This window comes from Massilimicrobiota sp. An105, from assembly GCF_002161155.1.
Classification (GTDB): Bacteria; Bacillota_I; Bacilli_A; order Erysipelotrichales; family Coprobacillaceae; genus Allocoprobacillus; species Allocoprobacillus merdigallinarum.
The window spans coordinates 1-19,047 of the sequence record NZ_NFLY01000051.1 but is presented as its reverse complement, the minus strand read 5'-3'; the positions used below and the strand labels follow the sequence as shown (position 1 = coordinate 19,047).

Annotated in this window: 18 protein-coding genes; 17 read left to right on the top strand and 1 reads right to left on the bottom strand. The window is 31.8% G+C overall.

What is annotated here, in order from left to right:
* The first annotated feature begins 312 nt into the window (after window positions 1-312).
* The 13 genes from B5E48_RS11830 to B5E48_RS11770 all read left to right on the top strand — a co-directional run bounded on the left by B5E48_RS11830 (window position 313) and on the right by B5E48_RS11770 (window position 14,148).
* Complete coding sequence (locus B5E48_RS11830; RefSeq protein WP_087305230.1) at window positions 313-1,080, top strand: formate/nitrite transporter family protein; 768 nt, start codon at window positions 313-315, stop codon at window positions 1,078-1,080.
* Window positions 1,081-1,644: 564 nt separating this feature from the next.
* The gene (locus B5E48_RS11825; RefSeq protein ID WP_087244114.1) at window positions 1,645-1,956 is read left to right on the top strand and encodes a hypothetical protein; all 312 of its coding nucleotides are present in this window, start codon (window positions 1,645-1,647) and stop codon (window positions 1,954-1,956) included.
* A gap of 15 nt (window positions 1,957-1,971) precedes the next feature.
* The gene (locus tag B5E48_RS11820) at window positions 1,972-3,009 is read left to right on the top strand and encodes a V0D/AC39 family V-type ATPase subunit (RefSeq protein ID WP_087305228.1); all 1,038 of its coding nucleotides are present in this window, start codon (window positions 1,972-1,974) and stop codon (window positions 3,007-3,009) included.
* 11 nt (window positions 3,010-3,020) lie between these two features.
* Entirely contained in the window at window positions 3,021-4,547 is a 1,527-nt protein-coding gene (locus B5E48_RS11815; protein WP_087305226.1) for a V-type ATP synthase subunit I, read from the top strand.
* A gap of 15 nt (window positions 4,548-4,562) precedes the next feature.
* Window positions 4,563-6,488 carry a V-type ATP synthase subunit I gene (locus tag B5E48_RS11810; RefSeq protein WP_087305224.1) on the top strand — a complete coding sequence of 642 codons (1,926 nt, stop codon included), beginning with the start codon at window positions 4,563-4,565 and terminating at the stop codon, window positions 6,486-6,488.
* A 27-nt stretch (window positions 6,489-6,515) separates the two neighbouring features.
* The gene (locus tag B5E48_RS11805; RefSeq protein WP_087305222.1) at window positions 6,516-6,944 is read left to right on the top strand and encodes an ATP synthase subunit C; all 429 of its coding nucleotides are present in this window, start codon (window positions 6,516-6,518) and stop codon (window positions 6,942-6,944) included.
* Window positions 6,945-6,968: 24 nt separating this feature from the next.
* Complete coding sequence (locus tag B5E48_RS11800; protein WP_087244118.1) at window positions 6,969-7,277, top strand: V-type ATP synthase subunit F; 309 nt, start codon at window positions 6,969-6,971, stop codon at window positions 7,275-7,277.
* Window positions 7,278-7,289: 12 nt separating this feature from the next.
* Window positions 7,290-7,886, top strand: a complete 597-nt coding sequence (locus B5E48_RS11795; RefSeq protein ID WP_087305221.1) for a V-type ATP synthase subunit E — start codon at window positions 7,290-7,292, stop codon at window positions 7,884-7,886.
* Window positions 7,887-7,903: 17 nt separating this feature from the next.
* Complete coding sequence (locus tag B5E48_RS11790; protein WP_087305219.1) at window positions 7,904-9,655, top strand: V-type ATP synthase subunit A; 1,752 nt, start codon at window positions 7,904-7,906, stop codon at window positions 9,653-9,655.
* 14 nt (window positions 9,656-9,669) lie between these two features.
* The gene (locus B5E48_RS11785) at window positions 9,670-11,118 is read left to right on the top strand and encodes a V-type ATP synthase subunit B (RefSeq protein WP_087244121.1); all 1,449 of its coding nucleotides are present in this window, start codon (window positions 9,670-9,672) and stop codon (window positions 11,116-11,118) included.
* A complete protein-coding gene (locus tag B5E48_RS11780) occupies window positions 11,111-11,755 on the top strand; it encodes a V-type ATP synthase subunit D (RefSeq protein WP_087244122.1) in 645 nt (214 codons plus the stop codon). Before B5E48_RS11785 ends, B5E48_RS11780 begins: the two co-directional genes overlap by 8 nt.
* Window positions 11,756-11,841: 86 nt before the next feature.
* A complete protein-coding gene (locus B5E48_RS11775; RefSeq protein ID WP_087305217.1) occupies window positions 11,842-12,252 on the top strand; it encodes a hypothetical protein in 411 nt (136 codons plus the stop codon).
* 24 nt (window positions 12,253-12,276) lie between these two features.
* On the top strand, window positions 12,277-14,148 hold the full coding sequence (locus B5E48_RS11770; protein WP_087305215.1) for a glycerophosphodiester phosphodiesterase family protein: 1,872 nt from the start codon (window positions 12,277-12,279) through the stop codon (window positions 14,146-14,148).
* Here B5E48_RS11770 and asnB read toward each other — a convergent pair.
* Complete coding sequence (gene asnB / locus B5E48_RS11765) at window positions 14,145-15,941, bottom strand: asparagine synthase (glutamine-hydrolyzing) (protein ID WP_087305212.1); 1,797 nt, start codon at window positions 15,939-15,941, stop codon at window positions 14,145-14,147. The genes B5E48_RS11770 and asnB overlap by 4 nt on opposite strands.
* A 124-nt stretch (window positions 15,942-16,065) precedes the next feature.
* On the opposite strand from asnB, the gene B5E48_RS11760 reads away from it, so the two are divergent.
* The 4 genes from B5E48_RS11760 to B5E48_RS11745 all read left to right on the top strand — a co-directional run bounded on the left by B5E48_RS11760 (window position 16,066) and on the right by B5E48_RS11745 (window position 18,851).
* Window positions 16,066-17,202 (top strand): helicase-related protein, encoded by a 1,137-nt coding sequence (locus B5E48_RS11760; RefSeq protein ID WP_087305210.1) that lies wholly within the window; start codon window positions 16,066-16,068, stop codon window positions 17,200-17,202.
* Entirely contained in the window at window positions 17,160-17,801 is a 642-nt protein-coding gene (locus B5E48_RS11755; RefSeq protein ID WP_087244129.1) for a ComF family protein, read from the top strand. Before B5E48_RS11760 ends, B5E48_RS11755 begins: the two co-directional genes overlap by 43 nt.
* Window positions 17,802-17,892: 91 nt before the next feature.
* A complete protein-coding gene (locus B5E48_RS11750) occupies window positions 17,893-18,510 on the top strand; it encodes a flavodoxin family protein (protein WP_087305208.1) in 618 nt (205 codons plus the stop codon).
* A gap of 143 nt (window positions 18,511-18,653) precedes the next feature.
* Complete coding sequence (locus B5E48_RS11745) at window positions 18,654-18,851, top strand: cold-shock protein (protein WP_087244131.1); 198 nt, start codon at window positions 18,654-18,656, stop codon at window positions 18,849-18,851.
* The last annotated feature ends 196 nt before the right edge of the window (window positions 18,852-19,047 follow it).

Here is a 19,047-nt window from a genome sequence, read left to right as displayed (position 1 = left end):
CAAATTAAACAAATATTAAATTATAAAATATAGAATTAAAAACAGGTCCCTAAAAATAGGGACCTAAATATTTTATAAAACTATCACTAGATTTTAATACCGGATACTAAAGTCAGGTACTTTAACAAATTTCTTGTAAACTATCGTTAATATTACATATATATTATGTTAAGTTTATGTAAAGTTTTAACACAAACTTAAAAAAATATTTACATTGAAGCCAAAGAAAGAACTTTTTAGAAAAACATGGAAAAAGTTTTGCCTTTTTTTGTCGTATCCTATATAATGTTTTTGGTTTAAAGGAGAGGGACTATGATTGGTGATATTGAAACACTTTGTAAATTAGCAAATATTAAAATCAATTTAATGAAAACAGATCCAAAACGTTTCTTTGTAAGAGCATTTATGGCAGGGGCATATTTGGGATTGGCTGCTATTTTATCTTATACATTAGGAGCTATGTTAAGTGACCATAGTGTTGTTGGAAAGATTGCTGTGGCTGCGTCTTTTGGAATTGGTTTAGTAGCTATTGTTTATCTGGGGGCTGAATTATTTACTGGAAATTGTTTTGTAACAATCATGCCTGTATTAAGAGGTGACATGAAATTAAGAGAGATTATGCCAATGTGGGTTGTCTGTTATATAGGAAATATGATTGGTATATCTTTGATTTGTTTCTTATTTATTAAAAGTGGTGCTCAAGAAGCGATTATGCAACCTTATTTAAAGGGAATTATGGAATCTAAGTTAAATTTTGATGTCATTGATTTATTAATCAAAGGAATTTTGTGTAACTTCATTGTTTGTGTTGCAGCATATTCAGGAGTTAAGATTAAAGATGAAACAGCGAGATTAATTGTGATTATGATTTTGGTTATGACATTTGTTTTACCAGGATTTGAACACTGTATTGCAAATGGTGGTATTTTTACAATGGGAATCACACAGCTAGGTTCAACAATTGACTGGTCAATGCTTCCACTACATATGCTCATATCAACACTTGGAAATATTATAGGTGGTAGTGTTTTATTGGCTGTACCTATTTATATTATGTTTAGAACACCTCAAACAAAATAAACACAATAAAAACTGTAACAGGACTTTGAGACATGTTACAGTTTTTTTATGATTAAAAGTGAATTGAAATGTTGTTTAATTTCTATTGCAAATGTTTATGAAGGGATGAAAGTATCTATCAGAATTTTTTGATTGATAGAATTCAAAAATCATATTTATCTATTGAATGAGTAACAAAGCAAGTAAACGTTCATCATATCAATGATGCTATGGCTATTGTTGTTTTTGAATATCAGACACAATGTATCAAAAGAGATACCCGTGAGCCTTATGGAATACAAGGCATAGAAACACAGGTGATTGTGAAAGAAAATTAACAATGGAAACGACAACATGTTCATTATTCTAAGGCTTAATGAAAATATCATATATGATAGGAAAGTTAAAAAATGTTGATGAAATGAGTAAAAAATATACTTGAATAACTTTTTTATCATAATAAGAAAAATTGATAAGATATAACTGTTTTTTATTCTTTTTTACAAAGTACTGTTTTGCTTGAAATGTTAAAAAAATAGGAGTAAACTATGTGAGAATAAATGATTAAAGTGAGGAGGGATTATTTTGGACAAAATTATTGATGATATTGTTTCAGTAGATTTAGAGTGTTCAAAAAGGGTTGAAGAAGCTAAGAAGAAAAAACAAGATGTTCAAGCCAATATGAATGCTAAGAAAAAAGAAATCTATGATTCTTTTGTCAAAGAATATCAAGTGAAAATTGATGCTCATAAAAAAGAATTAGAAGCAAAGATTCAAGAAACAAGAGTCAAAAATGAACAAGAGTACAAAGAATCACTAAATCAGCTCTCTAGTCTTTACGAAAAGAATAAAGATGAGTGGGTTTCTACCATTGTTAATCGTTGTAAAGAAATATAGAGAAGAGGTGAGCGTATGAGTTCTTTTTCATCAAATGCTATTCTTGCCAAAGCTCGTTCTATGTATTCACATAGATTAACTGAACAAAATTATGAAGAGCTTTTAAAAAGAAGAAGCATTAATGATTTAGTTGCTTATTTAAAAAGTGAAACAGCTTATAGTGGTATATTAGCTGATTTAAAAGAAGTGAATATTCATCGTGGTCAGTTAGAAGCTTTATTAAATAAAGAAATCTTCTTAAGACTTGATCGTTTGATGAGATTTGCTTCAAAAAAGGAATTAGAATTTTATCGCTTAGGTGTTATGGAATTAGAGATTCAATTGATTTTAACAAAAGCAAGATTGATTGTATCTGATTATTACACAGGTTATGAAATTGAAATTCCAGAATATTTGAATAAATATGCAAGCTTTGATCTATATGGTTTATTGGCTATTAATGATTATGATAGTTTGTTATTTTTATTAAAAGGAACAAAGTATTATGATGCATTACTCAAATATAAGCCTGAAGATGATGAAAGATTTGATTCTAATATGTTAGAGTTAGAATTAAAGCATATTTATTATGCGCAGTATGTTGATGTCGTTAATAAGCTGTATAGAGGAAAAAAACGTAAAGATTTATTAACAATGATCAATACATCTATAGAATTACAGAATATTACAAAGATATATCGTCTAAAGAAATATTTCAATGCATCGCCAGATCAAATTAGAGAAACATTATTTATGGAATATAACCGTATTCCAAAAAGTGTTATGTATGAACTGATTGAAACAAAGGATGCCAGTGAGTTTTTAAGAAAACTAGCTGAGTCACCTTATAAATTATATGTAGATGATCATGAATTTGTATATATTGAATATTATACAGAAAAGATCAGATATAATTTAGCCAGACGTTTCATGAGATTTTCAACAGACAGTGCATTGGTTTATATGACATATAAAATTGTATATCAAGTAGAAATTGATAATCTTAAACATATTATTGAAGGTTTAAGATATGGAGAGGCACCGAGTCAGATTGAAGCGATGCTCATCTATTAGGGGGACAAGATATGGCTATAGAAGAAATGATATTGTTAAATATGACTTTTGATCGTCATGATTTGGATCAGGTCTTATTTACACTCAAAGATTCCAAGTACTTTTATCCTCAACCTGCTTCAAAGATTGTCAATAATGTTAAAGGAGTACATGCATTACAGGAAGATAATGCCTATACAAAATTATTGGATCGTTTGATTCAGGTTGCATCTGATATGAAGTTGGATTTGAATAAAGATTTGGCTCCTGATAAAACATTAAATCTTGATCAGATAGATCAATATTTAAGTGATTTAGAAGCTCAAATCAAAAATATCAAAGATGTTCAAGATCAATTGATTACGGAAAAAGATGAAAATGAAAAAACATTAGAAATCTTGACAAGATTAACATTGAGTGATGTAGATCTTGATCATTTATTGAATTGTCAATATGTAAAAGCCAGATTTGGACGTTTTCATAGACAAAATCTTGATAAAATTAAATATTATGAAGGTCGACCATTTATTTTTAATAAATTAGGTGAAGATCGTCAGTATGTATATTGTTGTTATATTGTTACAAATAGCTTATTGCTGGAAGTAGACAATATATTTAAAGCGTTAGGATTTGAAGAAATAGTGATTCCTTCATTTGTACATGGGAAAGTCAATGATGCAAAAAAGGAATTAGAAGAAGAAGTTCATGCGATGACTGAATATATCTTACGCATGGATCAAAAGATGACAATTTTAAGAGAAACACACAAAGTTGATTTGTTGAAACTTTATTCAACAGGATTATTCTTACAAAGAATAGAATCATTTAAAGTCTTTGTTGTGGATTTCCAAAGTAAGTGTGCAATTTATGGATTTATTCCAAAACGTATGATTGAGGAATTCAAAGATATGTTAAAACATATCAACGGTATGGAGTATCAGGAACTACCAGCTGATATTTTAGATCATCAGCAAGTTGTGGCTCCAACAGTTGTACACAATGCGAAAATTGTCAGACCATTTGAAATGCTGAGTAAAGTGAAGCAATCAGATAAGATTGATACAACAATCGCTATTGCAGTACTTTATTATGCAGTCTTTATTATCTTTTTGGGGGACTTAGGAGTTGGAGCTATACTTGCGTTGCTTGGACTTCTTATGAGAAAGAAAAAAATGGGAAATTTATTTCTTTCACTTGGTGTAGCAGCATTGCTTGGAGGACTTATTTATGGAGATGTTTTCTATACAATCAGTCTTTATCCAGCCATAGCATTACCATTGTCAACAGTTTATAAACTTGTTGATGGAATTATTCTTTTGATTGTTGGAACTTTTACAATTGGTGCATTTAAGAAAATGTATCTACAAGATTCAACAATGGAGAAAGTCCTTTCCATGAAGGGAATTTGTGGTTTGATTATTGTTTATGCACTTCTTGTGTATTTTGGTTGTGTGTATGAAGCACATATTAATTTACCAATCATGCCATTTGCTATTGTGATTGTTGCTTGCCTTGTGTTTGTTTTGGCAAAGTCAATTTTAAAGAAAAAAGCAGAATAAGGAAGGGAGAAATATATGGCAATAGCAAAATTAAAGCTTTTGGAAATTGAATTTCCAGCACAGCAGTATGATGCCGTGTTATTAAAGCTCATTAATCTTGATAATTTTCATCCCGAGCCAGCTTCAAAATTTGCTGATTCAGTACAAGGGTTATCGGTTTTAAATCGTGAAAATCCATATGCTGATTTAATCGCAAGAATGGAAGAAGCAAGGGATAAATATCATCTTCAATTAAAATGTGCTGATGTGGATAATGTTCGTATGAATATTATTCAAGCTGATACATTTTTCTGTAATGTATTAGAAAAAGCTGCACAGATTGAAAAAGTCAAAGAAGATTTACTCGCAATGATTCAAGAGAATGAAGCAACAATCTCTCAATTAGAGCATATGATTGATGCAAATATTGATTTTGATAGATTATTCTCTTGTAAATATTTACAAATTCGTTTTGGTCGTTTACCAACTGTTAATGTTGATAAGTTAAAATATTATGGAGAACAAAAATTCTTATTTAAAATTCTACATAAAGGAACAAAAGAAACTTATTGCAGTTATATTTCAACAGCTGATAATGCTCCTGAAATTGATAACATCTTCTCTTCATTATATTTTGAACGTATTCATATTCCTGAATTCGTTCATGGAAAACCTAATGAAGCATTAACAGTATTGAAAGAAGAAGATGATACAGCAAGACGATATATTCAAGTTCTTGATCAGAGAATTGAAAAATTGTTTAATGAAAATATAACAGAAATGAATCATATCTATTCTATTTCTAAAAAATTAAATGAAACATATGATGCTCAAAAATATGTTGTTGTCTTTGGTAAGAATGCCGCCGTTTATGGTTTTGCTGAAGACAAAGATGCTAAAAAAATCAAAGCTGATTTTGAGCAATTAGATGATGTCAAAGTTGAAATTGCCTCAGCGATGAGTGACTCTCGTTTGACACCACCAACAAAACTTAAAAATAACTGGTTCTCAAAACCATTTAGAATGTTTGTTGAAATGTATGGTGTACCATCATATACCGATTTTGATCCAACAAATTTAGTGGCAATCAGTTATACATTCCTTTTCGGGATGATGTTTGGTGACGTTGGACAAGGGATCGTTTTATCATTAGTTGGATACTTCTTCTATAAATGGAAAGGTATGCAACTTGGAGCAGTTGGAATGCGTTTAGGTATTTCAAGTACGATCTTTGGATTTGTCTTTGGTTCAATTTTTGGTAGTGAAGCATTGTTTGAACATTTTATGGAACCAATGTTCTTGCCAATGAAACAAGAAAATACTATGCCACTATTAATGGCTGCCATTACCACTGGGGTTGTTTTGATTATTATTTCTATTGCATTTAATATTTTCTTAAATATTAAAAAGAAACATTGGGGAGATATGTTATTCTCTCAAAATGGTTTGGCAGGGCTTATATTCTATGTATCTGTTTTATTACTTGTAGCGAATATGTTAGTTGGTTTCAATTTACCACTAGGTGGTCCTGTTTACATTGCATTGTTAATTATCATGCCAATTATCATGATTTTCTTAAAAGAACCACTTTGTCATAAATTAGAAGGTGAAAAGATGTTCCCTCATGGATTTGGAGCATTCTTTACGGAAGCTTTCTTTGAATTGTTCGAAGTAATGTTGACATTTATTGCCAATACAATGTCATTCTTACGTGTTGGTGGGTTCGTTTTATCACATGCTGGAATGATGATGGTTGTTTATACATTGGCTGAAATGGTTGCTGGTGGTCCAGAAATTATTAATTTTGGATATATTTTAGTCGCTATTATTGGTAATATCTTCGTTATGTGTTTGGAAGGTATGATCGTTGGTATCCAGGTTTTACGTTTAGAGTTCTATGAAATGTTCTCACGTTATTATGAAGGAAAAGGAAAACCTTTTATATCAATTAAAGAAAAATAAAAAAGAAATATTTGGAGGAAAAAGATTATGAATTTAATGATGTTTATTTTACCTGCTATGGCTGTTGTTTTATTATCTTTACCATTAGTAAAAATGTTTACTTCTAAAGTAAGTAAAGAAAGCGCAAAATGGCGTTTATTAACTCATGTTGGAGGATTCTTTGGAGCTGTTGCTTTAACTTTATGTTTATCAATGGGTTCAGCATTTGCCGCTGAAGGTGCTTCTATTGTTGGTACTGTAGCTCAAGGTATGGGATTCTTAGCTGCTGCATTAGCTACTGGATGCTCTGCATTAGGTGCAGGTATTGCCGTTGCTGCTGCTGCTCCAGCTGCAATCGGAGCTTTCTCTGAAAATGACAATAACTTCGGTAAAGCATTGATTTTCGTTGCTTTAGGTGAAGGGGTTGCCATCTACGGGTTATTAATTTCAATCTTAATCATCAATAACTTAGCTTAATATTTGTAAGAAAGGTCTGATTATATGAAATTTTTCTTAATCAGCGATAATATTGATACATTAATGGGACTAAGACTTGTAGGTATTGAAGGTGTGGTTGTGCATACAAGAAAAGATTTTCTTGAAGTTTTACAGTCAAAGATGAGAGATTCATCCATTGCCATTATCTTAGTGACTACAAAATTAGTTGATATGTGTCCAGATATTATATCAGAGATTAAATTAAAACAACAAAAACCACTCATTACAGAAATACCTGACCGTCATGGAAATTCTAAGATTGGTGAAACAATCGACGGTTATGTATCTGAAGCTATTGGAGTGAAATTATAGGAGAGATAGATTATGCAAAATATTGATCAAGTATTTCTCTATATGAAAGATGAAATTGAAAGACAGGCAAAAAGCGAAGAACAGGCAATTTTAAATGAAGTGAAAGCTCTTGAAGATGAAGCTTATGAATCTATGAAAGCAGAAGCGAAAAGAGATGCTGATTTAAAATTGAAACAGGAAGAAGAAGAAATGAGTTCTAACGCTTCTGCAGAAATTTCTGAAAGTCATATTGAAAGAACAAAAAAATTAATTGAAAAAAGAGATGAATATGTGAAAAACATCTTTGATCAGGCACGTGATGAATTAAAAGCTTTTGTCAAAAGTGATGAATATTTCCCTTTTGTAGAAGCAAAAATTCAACGTGTTGCTGAAAATTTTAAAGATTCTAAGTCTATCATGTATGTATCTCATGATGATTTCAAAAACAAAGATGCGTTTGTGAAAGCTTTTGGAACTGATATTGAAGTTCAAGCAAGTGATGATATTCAAATTGGTGGATTTATTCTTGAAAATAAAGCATCTTCTTTAGTTGTTGATGAAACTTTAGATTTTGCTTTAAATAATCAAAAAGATTGGTTTAATAAAAATTCTGGATTAATTATTAGATAGAAACGGGAGGTATGAGTGTGAATGAAAATGTAATTTATTCAATCAATGGTCCCGTTGTTACAGTCAAAGATACAGATGCCTTTTCTATGTTAGAAATGGTTTATGTTGGTAATGCGAGATTGATTGGAGAAGTTATCTCTATCAAAAAAGAATTAACAACAATTCAGGTTTATGAAACAACAACAGGATTAAAACCAGGAGAACCTGTGTATGGAACTGGACAACCTATTTCTGTTACTTTAGGTCCTGGTATCTTAAGAAATATTTTTGATGGGATTGAAAGACCACTAGAAGAAATTGCAAAAGAATCTGGTGCTTTCATTCCAACTGGTAGCCATGTTGATCCATTGGATAAAAATAAATTATGGGATGTCACAATGGTTGCAAAAGTCGGTGATGAAGTCAAAGGTGGAGATATTTATGCTACAATTCCTGAAACTGACTTAATCACGCATAAATGTATGGTATCACCATATACAAAAGGAAAAGTTATTGAAGTGGCTCCATCTGGACAATACAAAATTGATGATGTTGTCATGAAAATTGAAACGGCAGATGGTGAAATTGTGGAATGTACATTAACACAAAAATGGCCTATCAAACAGGCAAGACCGGTTACAAAACGTTTACCAATTTCAATGCCATTAGTGACAGGACAACGTGTTATTGATACATTGTTCCCAATTGCTAAAGGTGGAACAGCTGCTATTCCAGGAGGATTCGGTACTGGAAAAACAATGACTCAGCACCAATTAGCAAAATGGTGTGATGCCGATATTATCGTTTATGTAGGTTGTGGAGAACGTGGTAACGAAATGACTCAGGTTCTTGAAGAATTTAGAGAATTGATTGACCCTAAATCTAACAAACCTTTAACAGACAGAACAGTATTGATTGCTAATACTTCTAACATGCCAGTTGCGGCTCGTGAAGCTTCTATTTATACAGGGGTGACACTTGCTGAATATTATCGTGATATGGGATATCATGTTGCCATCATGGCAGATTCAACTTCTCGTTGGGCAGAAGCGTTACGTGAAATTTCTGGACGTTTGGAAGAAATGCCTGCTGAAGAAGGATTCCCAGCATACTTGCCATCACGTTTATCACAATTCTATGAGCGTGCTGGATATATGAATAACTTAAATGGAACAAAAGGTTCAGTCACAATCATTGGTGCCGTATCACCACAAGGGTCTGACTTCTCTGAACCAGTCACTCAAAATACAAAACGTTTCGTACGTACTTTCTGGGCATTGGATAAAGCTTTAGCTTATGCACGTCACTATTTTGCGATTAACTGGAATCAAAGTTATAGTGAATATATTCCTGATCTTGAAAGATGGTTCAATAAAAATGTTGATCCAAAATTCTTAAGAGATCGTCAGGAATTATCAAGTATTTTAGCTGAAGAAACAAAATTAATGGAAATTGTCAAATTAATGGGTTCTGATGTTTTACCAGATGATCAAAAATTAGTAATTGAAGTTGCTAAATTAGTACGTGTTGGTTACTTACAACAAAATGCATTCCATCCAGATGATACTTATGTACCATTAGAAAAACAATTAAAGATGATGGAAGTCATCTTATACTTATATAAACGTGGTAAAGAAGTTGTTAGTGCTGGAAAACCAATTCGTTTGATTTTGGAAACAGGTATTTTTGATAGAGTTGTCAAAATGAAATATGATGTTCCTAACAATAATTTAGCTTTATTTGATGATTATTATAAAGAAATTGATGAAGCAGTTGCATCTATTGACTAAAGGAGGAAAATGTGATGAGTCTACAATATGTAGGGTTGAACGAAATTAATGGTTCATTAGTCGTATTAGATCATGTTAAAGATGCTTCATATGACGAAATGGTCGAATTACAATTAAAAGATGGTTCAACTCGTTTAGGACGTATCGTTCAAATTGAAGGAGAAAGAGTTGTTGTACAGGTTTTTGAAGGGACAAACTCTTTATCTCTTGCCAATACAAAAACAAGATTATTAGGTCATCCAATGGAACTTCCTGTATCTAAGGAAATCTTAGGACGTGTGTTCTCTGGAGCAGGAAAACCAATTGATGGTCTTGGAGAAATCTATGCTGAAAAATCTATGGATATTAACGGTCAACCATTAAATCCAGTTGCTCGTGTTTATCCAAGAAACTATATTAACACTGGTATTTCATCTATTGACTGTTTAACAACTTTGATTCGTGGACAGAAATTACCAATCTTCTCAGGTTCAGGTTTGCCACACAATCAATTAGCTGTACAAATCGTTAAACAGGCCAAAGTTAAAGATGATGATGGTAGTGGATTTGCAGTTGTCTTTGCGGCAATGGGTGTTACAAATGACGTTGCTGAATACTTCAGACGTTCTTTTGAAGAAGCTGGGGTTATGCAAAGAGTTGTTATGTTCTTGAACTTGTCTAATGACCCAATCATTGAACGTACATTAACACCACGTTGTGCTTTAACAGCAGCTGAATATTTAGCTTATGAACATGATATGCATGTTTTGGTTATTTATACTGATGTCACTTCTTATTGTGAAGCTTTACGTGAATTCTCTTCAAGTAAGGGAGAAATTCCTGGACGTAAAGGATATCCAGGATACTTATATTCTGACTTAGCTTCATTATATGAAAGAGCTGGTATTTCTAAATCAGCAAAAGGATCAGTGACACAAATTCCAATTTTAACAATGCCTAACAATGACATTACTCACCCAGTACCTGACTTAACTGGATATATCACTGAAGGTCAGATTACACTTGATTCTGAATTGAATTCAATGGGTATTTATCCACCTGTCAGTGTGCTTCCATCACTTTCACGTTTGATGAAAGATGGTATTGGTGAAGGATATACAAGAGCTGATCATTCAGATGTATCTAACCAGTTATTTGCAGCTTATGCACATGTTCAGGATGTTAAATCATTAACATCAGTTATTGGTGAAGATGAATTAACACCTGTTGATAGAAAATATATGGAATTTGGACGTTTATTTGAACAACATTTCCTTAACCAAGGTTTCAATACAAACAGATCTATTGAAGAAACATTAGATTTAGGATGGACTTTATTATCTGTTCTTCCTAAGAATGAATTAGATCGTATTGATAATGCCGTATTAGAACAATTCTATGATCATGAAAAGGCAGTAGCTCAATTTGATCTTCAAGAAGATACAATGATTAAAGAGCTACAACAGGCAGTCGATAATGGCTAATCAGGTCTTTCCAACAAAAGGGAATTTGATTGCTACCAAAAAGTCATTAGAACTCGCATATTTGGGTTATGACTTGATGGATAAAAAAAGAAATGTTCTCATCAAGGAAATGATGAATTTATTAGATGATGTCAAATTGATCAGAGATGATATTACAGATTCTTATCAGAAAGCTTATTATGCTCTTCAGGAAGCGAACATGTCACTTGGTATTATCAGTGATATTGTAGAAGCTGTTCCTATTGATGAAGGATTGAGTGTGACTTATCGAAGCGTTATGGGAGTCGAAATTCCAAAAGTGAGTTATGAAAAAACACCTCTTCGTTTAGGATATGGTTTTGAAAGAGCAAACTCTAAAGTGGATTATGCATATAGATGTTTCTATCATGTTAAAGAATTAACTGTGAAATTAGCAGAAATAGAAAATGCTGTTTATCGTTTAGCCAATGCTATTCGTAAAACACAAAAACGTGCTAATGCTTTGCAAAACATTTCTATTCCTGAATTTGAAAGAACAGTGAAATTCATTAGTGAATCTTTAGATGAAAAAGATAGAGAAGAATTCTCTCGTCAAAAAGTCATCAAAACACAAAAAAATAAACAAGAAAGATTAAAGAAAGAACAAGGTCTTGAATGATCTTGTTTTTTTATTTTTAAGAAATATTAAGAATTTTTTAAGAAAATTTTAGAAGTGAAATATTATACTGATAATGGGTGATCAATATGAAAAGAAAATTATTAATGACAGTGATATTTATCATAAGTTTATCAACAATGCTGATGGATTGGTTTGGTGGACAGAGAGGTGTTCAGGATATTTCTGGACTCATTTTATTAAATAATCCTATTGCAATGGCATGTATAATTTTAACATTGATTGGGATATGGACTCATTATGGTGAAACGAGTTATATGCTGATCTATGTTGGTTTAACAGGTATTATGATGATGGAAATTTATGAGTTTTTAACATGGCATATCCTCACCATTTCTGGTTCTTTTCATTTAGCATTAAGCTTTGATTGGTGTAATCCAGAGTTTTATATTGCTGTGATGAGTATGATAGCAACCCTTTTGATTTATAGATATTATTTTCAAAAAATGGATTTGACAAAGTCACAAGATTATGTATGATAAAGAAAAAGAGAGGGGGGAGTTATGGTGCTTAAAGATAAAAAATATGATGCTTTAATAAAAAATGTTTTACAGTTTTCAATCATCTATAAACTCATGATTCTCTTTTTCTTTAGTCCTTTATTAAGATTTATTTTAAAAGAATATTTGAGTCAAGTTTCAGTCAGTATTGCTTTTAATCAAAATATGATTGATGTTTTTTTATCTATTCCTGGAATCATCATTTTACTGATACTATTATTAGCAATGATGCTTCTTGTTTATTATAATTTTTATGTTGTAATACAAATTGTCATATTAGAATATCGAAAGCAGTCTTATCATTTAAAAGATATTGTTTTAAAAAGCTTTCAAGATTTAAAAAACATACATAAACCAACGTTTATACTGAGTGGTTTATACCTTATTTTATTATTACCATTAGTTCATGTTGGGTATTTGAATAACTATATTCCTCGATGGAATATACCTCCTTTTATCTTTAAAGAATTACAGTTAACAGGGCTAGGACAAATACTGATCTTTTTTATATATATGCTTTATTATGGACTTTTCATAGTTATGATTTTTGTACCATTTTATTTGGTTATTGAACATGATTCATTGATCACAGCAGTTAAGAAAAGCTATCAGATGATTAAACAAATAACTTTTCATCAAAAAATACAGATTTTATTATGGATTGTCGTATGGGTAGTCATAGAAAATATAATGATGAGTCTTTTGCCTTATCCATTGTTACATAATCGAGATTTTAATATTTATTTTATTAAGTATTTTGTTCATTTTGCTTCATTTCGTTATAGTGTGATTCAATATATAATTGTCTTTTTATTATCCGTGATTGCAATGATATTCTTTTTAAGATTTCTGGCATCTCTATTTTGTCAATATGAAACGCATTTTATGACAATTCAGGATGTTCAGATGGATACAACCCGTTTACAACAGACATTAGCTAATATTCAAAATCATTTCACATCATTGATTGAAAAAATAAAACAGCGTGTTTTTCAAATTCAATGGATTCAGACTTATAAAAAAACGATACGTTTGGTTTGTATTGTCTGTGTGATTGTTGGAAGCTTCGTTTATTTGCATCAAGATTCAAGATTACATAAGCCTTATGTGATCGGGCATAGAGGTTCAGGATATGTCATAGAAAATACTTTTGAAGCTGTTGAAAATGCCAATCAGTGTGGCAGTGATTTTGCGGAAATTGATATTCAGCTTTCACAAGATCAAATTCCTGTTGTTTATCATGATACAACGATGTCTCGATTATCTGACTCTTCTTCACCCGTTTCAAAATTATCGGCTCAGGAATTTGAAAATCTATCTTTATATGACCAGGGATTAACGGCTAGTCCTATCACTTTAGAACATCTGATTCAAAAAATGCAGGAACAACAATTAGATGTCAAATTGCTGATTGAATTCAAGCCAACCAATGACAACTATCGAAAAATGGTAGATGAAGTTGTCAAGATTATACAAAAATATCATTTTGAATCACAAGCTATCTTTATGTCACTGCATTACCAAAGTGTTGCTTATTTACAGCATTTGTATCCAAAGTGGTGGGTTGGTTATTGTATTTATGGAAGTATTGGTGATATAGATAACAGTATTTGGGATATGGATATAGATTTTTTAGCGATTGAAGAGAATCGTGCGAGTACATCTCTAATCCAAAAGGCAACATCTCAAATGATTCCTATTTATATATGGACGGTAGATAATGGTAAGAAAATGAAACAGTATTTAGATATGGGAGTAAGTGGACTGATTACCAATTATCCTGATAAAGGTCGAAAAGCAATTGATGAATATCTCAAAGAACATCCATATTCTTATTATTATGAAGATATTGAAAAAGCAGGATACCCTGCTTAAAATTCAAGTTGAATATGATAAATTTTTCCCCATAAATAAATTTGATAGAAATAAGCCATAAGTTGTGGACTCATCATGAGTTGACCAAACCATGGTGCAGTGAAGCTTTGGCCATGTGATTGAATGAAGTTTTCCAGTTTTGGATTATCAAAGAATTGAAATAAGATATTAGAAGGATCCTTAAGGGATTCTTTTAATTTGTCTTCAATTAGTTTTTCATATAGTGGAGAATAAGTTTTAGGATATGGGTTTTTCTTTCGATGCACAATATCATCTGGTAAAAAATCAGCAAATGCCTGACGAAGAATACCTTTTTCTTCACCTTGATCAAACATATAGGCTTCAGGCATATTATAGAGATACTGTAAAATTTGAGTTGAAGCAAATGGAACACGGACTTCTAATGAAGCACGCATGGTTTGACTGTCAGCACGTGTTAAAAGTGTTTGCATAAACCATTGTGTATTGAGATAGATAAGCTGTTTTTTACGATTGTCAGTATGAATTTCCTGTAGGGATTCCTGATAACGTTGAATAATATAGTCTTTAAGATTTAATTTTTGAACCTTTTCATTAAACATACTTAATCTCTGATCTAAATCACGCATCCAAGGGAAATAAGGCTGGTTGTAGAGTTCTTCTTTATAAAACCATGGATATCCTCCAAAGATTTCATCAGCACATTCACCTGATAATGTGACTTTATGTTCTTTTGAAATAGCTTTAGAAAACAGTAAAAAGCTTGCATCAATATCCGCCATACCTGGCATATCTCTGGCAATGAGTGCTTCCCTTAAAGCCTCTATTAAATCAGTTTGTTTTAAAACAATAGAATGATGATGTGTTGCATAACGTGATACCATCTGTTGAATATAACTATCATCCATTGTTGTCTGATAATCATAGGCATGGAAATATTTATCCTGGTCTTCATAAGTCACGCTGTAAGTCGAAAGTGGACGTACATATTGTGAAGTGATGGCTGTAATAATACTAGAATCCAGCCCACCAGATAACATGGTTGATAATGGAACATCACTTAATAATTGATGCTGGATGCTTTGAATGACAAGATGACGAACGTGTTGGATAGTTTCAGTTAAATTTTCATCATGTGATTCATCATGAAGTTTCCAATAACATTGAATATGCAGTGTTTTTTGGAAATATAAGTAGTAGCCAGGTCTTAAAGCGTATATATCTTTATAAAGTGTTAATCCTGGTGTTAAGCTTGGTCCCAGTCCTAATAATTCTTTCACCCCATTTTCATCCACGACAGCTTTTCCAATATAGCTTAAAAGACTTTTGATTTCACTGGCAATGACAAGTGTATCTTTTTGTAAGGTATAGTAAAGTGGTTTGACACCTAGTGGATCTCTGGCTGCAAAAAGCTTTTGTCCATCATCAATGACGAACGCAAAAATACCTTCAAATAAGTCCAGACAGTGTTCCTGATATTCAATATATGCAGCTAAAACAACTTCACTGTCACTCATTGTATGAAACGTATAACCTAATTCAATCAGATGATTCTTGATTTGAGTCATATTATAGATTTCACCATTATAAGTCATACGATATGTTTTCTCATGATGGGTATAGAGAATAGGCTGATTGCCATTCTTTAAATCAATGATTGCTAAACGTGTATGTCCCATTAAACAATGTGGTGTCATCATATAGCCGATATGATCAGGACCACGTTTTTGCAGTAACTTTGTCATTGTCATGATTTTCTCATCATAATCAAATAAATGTTTTGAATAATTACAGATTGTTATAATACCACACATAGATTTCACCCCATACAATGTATGAATGGATTTAAAAAATATGAAACAAATCAGAGAAAAAAAGAAGACAAACTTGAGATTTTTAATGATAGATCTATGCTATGATACAGGTGGGTGATGAAAAGTGGAATGTCCAAGATGCCATAATCAAAATGTCAAACGTTTATATAAGCTTCATGGTAAGTATTATTGCCGACAATGTATAGCTTTTCATCGTGTTTGGGTAGATGAGCCATATACTCAAGATCATACACGTTTTCCTCCACAAAAAGTAAGATATTCTCTTGATTTTGAATTGTCAAAATCCCAACAGGATATATCTAGACAATTGGTTTACAATTATCAAAATCATTATCATTCCTTAGTCTTGGCAGTTTGTGGATCTGGCAAGACCGAAATTGTTTTTGAATTAATACAATATGCTTTACAAAGAGGTGATCGTGTATGTTTCTGTATTCCACGTAAAGAATTGGTTAAAGAGCTTTATCAAAGAATAAAAGAAGCTTTTCATCAAATAGATATTGGTCTGGTTTATGGTGGACATATTGAAAATATCAATGCACAATTGATAGTATGTACTATGCACCAGCTTTATCGTTTTGAAAAAAGTGGATTTCATTTGATGATAGCTGATGAAGTGGATGCCTTTCCATTTTATGGCAATCCTGTCTTACAACAAATTTTTATGCGTTGTTGTATAGGAAATTATGTTAAGTTAAGTGCTACATTTGTGAAAGAGGATATTGATGGTGAAGAATTACTAATTATGAATAGAAGATACCATGGCTATGATCTTCCAGTACCTCAACTGATCATTTGTCCTCATTGTTTACAAGTGTTATTGATTTCATTTTTGCTTAAGAAATGGAAAAAGAAAGTCATTGTTTTTGTACCACTCGTTCAAGATGTGGATAAACTGGCTAGTCAATTACAATCTTATTCACATTTAAGAGTTCGTGGTGTATCATCTATACACAAACATAATCAAGATAATCTGATGGCTTTAAAAAATGGCGATATTGATGTGATTGTTTCTACAACATTATTAGAACGTGGAATCACAATAGAAGATGTGCAGGTTATTGTTTATCATGGTGAACATGATTTATTTGATCGAAGAACACTGATTCAAATAGCAGGACGCGTGGGGCGTAAAATTTCTCATCCTCAAGGTCATGTTTACATATTATCAAATGAACATACCTCCTCTATTAGACAATGCATTCATACAATCAAAAATCTCAATCAGATGAGTGTCTGATTTGTCATGCGCCACTCCTGAAACAAATATCTTTGGCTCATCTTCTTTGCCCATTATCGCTTTGTCAAAACTGCTTATCACAATTTCATGTTCTTGATATCCAGACAACTTTTCATCACTATCCTTTAAGGATTCTTTATGAATACAATGAATTTTTTAGAACACTTCTCTATCAGTATAAAGGACTCTATGATTATGCCCTCAAAGATGCGTTTCTTTGTACGTATTTATCCAAGTTCAAAACACAATATGATGAATATTTGATAGCAGTAGCCCCGAGTTCATCATTCGAAAATGAAAAACGTGGTTTTGCTCCAATGGAAACCATAGCCCATACATTTTCACAACATGTGTTTACAGGATTATATAAAAAAGAAGCATATAAACAAAGTGGCTTATCATTTGAAGAGAGAAAAAATGTTGTTCATAAAATAGGTATTCATCATCCAGAAGAACTTCAAGGGAAAAAAGTTTTAATTTTTGATGATGTGGTCACATCATCATCAACATTAACAGCTTGTCTATCTCTCATTAAGACAGGCCATCCTCAATGCATCGAATTATTAGTCTTATCAACAAAAAGCTTTCAAACAATATAAATGTACATTTCTTATAAAGAAGTGTACATTTTCATCATTTTCTATATGAGGAAAAAGTATTATAATAGAGTCAGAATAGGAGATGAAAACAATGAAAGTTCTTTTAATTAATGGTAGTCCTCGTCCAAGAGGTTGTACTTATACGGCATTAAATGAAGTTGCAAAGACATTAGAACAGGAAGATATTGAAACAGAGATCATTCAAGTTGGTCAAAAAGATATTCGTGGTTGTATTGGTTGTCGTCAATGCAAAACAAATGGACAATGTGTTTTTGATGATGAGGTCAACGTAGTTTCAAAGAAATTTGCTGAAAGTGATGGTATTGTCATTGGCAGTCCTGTGTATTATGCCAGTGCCAATGGAACTCTGATTTCTTTTCTAGATCGTTTATTCTATAGTACTTTGGCAGATAAAACAATGAAAGTTGGAGCGGCCGTTGTCAGTGCCAGACGTGCTGGAACAACAGCTACTTTTGATGAATTGAATAAATACTTTACAATTTCTCAAATGCCAATTGTTTCTAGTCAATATTGGAATATGGTGCACGGCAATACACCTGAAGAAGTCCAACAGGATTTGGAAGGATTACAAACGATGCGTACTTTAGGTAAGAATATGGCTTTTCTTATCAAAAGTATTCAGTTAGGTAAAAAGCAGCTAGGATTGCCAGAAAAAGAAGAAACAGTTCATACAAACTTTATTCGCTAAAAAAATATAATTTCCAGGGAAATGACTATAAAAAAGATAAACTTTGATAGAAAGAAAAATAAAATTCATCGACAGGATCTGCGTTCTTTTTTAAAATCAATCATTTATAATAGACACAACCATGAAGTAAAGGAGTTGTGAATATGCAAGGTAAAGTAAAATGGTTTAACGCTGAAAAAGGATTTGGGTTCATTGATCGTGGTGAAGGAAAAGATGTTTTTGTTCATTATAGTCAAATTATACAAGATGGATATAAATCTTTAAATGAAGGTGAACTGGTAGAGTTTGAACTTTATTCAACAGAACGTGGTTTGCAAGCCAGACATGTTGTGAAAATTTGATGAAATTGAGATATGTAGAAAGCATATCTCTTTTTGTTTTGTTCATGAATTTTACATGATATTTACTTTGTTTTCTTACCTGTCTTTGGCAGTTTTAAATAAAAAAATGGTGCTAATTTGATATTTCTATCGAGTTAGCATCATTTTTATTTGCCTGGCTGTCAGATAATAATTGGTTATTGGTTGATTTAATATG

Coding starts and splice junctions, on each gene's coding strand:
- B5E48_RS11805 (WP_087305222.1), top strand. CDS start 6,516: ATGAATTTAATGATGTTTATTTTACCTGCTATGGCTGTTGTTTTATTA.
- B5E48_RS11795 (WP_087305221.1), top strand. CDS start 7,290: ATGCAAAATATTGATCAAGTATTTCTCTATATGAAAGATGAAATTGAA.
- B5E48_RS11815 (WP_087305226.1), top strand. CDS start 3,021: ATGGCTATAGAAGAAATGATATTGTTAAATATGACTTTTGATCGTCAT.
- B5E48_RS11745 (WP_087244131.1), top strand. CDS start 18,654: ATGCAAGGTAAAGTAAAATGGTTTAACGCTGAAAAAGGATTTGGGTTC.
- B5E48_RS11820 (WP_087305228.1), top strand. CDS start 1,972: ATGAGTTCTTTTTCATCAAATGCTATTCTTGCCAAAGCTCGTTCTATG.
- B5E48_RS11755 (WP_087244129.1), top strand. CDS start 17,160: ATGCATTCATACAATCAAAAATCTCAATCAGATGAGTGTCTGATTTGT.
- B5E48_RS11770 (WP_087305215.1), top strand. CDS start 12,277: ATGGTGCTTAAAGATAAAAAATATGATGCTTTAATAAAAAATGTTTTA.
- B5E48_RS11785 (WP_087244121.1), top strand. CDS start 9,670: ATGAGTCTACAATATGTAGGGTTGAACGAAATTAATGGTTCATTAGTC.
- B5E48_RS11800 (WP_087244118.1), top strand. CDS start 6,969: ATGAAATTTTTCTTAATCAGCGATAATATTGATACATTAATGGGACTA.
- B5E48_RS11775 (WP_087305217.1), top strand. CDS start 11,842: ATGAAAAGAAAATTATTAATGACAGTGATATTTATCATAAGTTTATCA.
- asnB (WP_087305212.1), bottom strand. CDS start 15,941: ATGTGTGGTATTATAACAATCTGTAATTATTCAAAACATTTATTTGAT.
- B5E48_RS11750 (WP_087305208.1), top strand. CDS start 17,893: ATGAAAGTTCTTTTAATTAATGGTAGTCCTCGTCCAAGAGGTTGTACT.
- B5E48_RS11810 (WP_087305224.1), top strand. CDS start 4,563: ATGGCAATAGCAAAATTAAAGCTTTTGGAAATTGAATTTCCAGCACAG.
- B5E48_RS11830 (WP_087305230.1), top strand. CDS start 313: ATGATTGGTGATATTGAAACACTTTGTAAATTAGCAAATATTAAAATC.
- B5E48_RS11780 (WP_087244122.1), top strand. CDS start 11,111: ATGGCTAATCAGGTCTTTCCAACAAAAGGGAATTTGATTGCTACCAAA.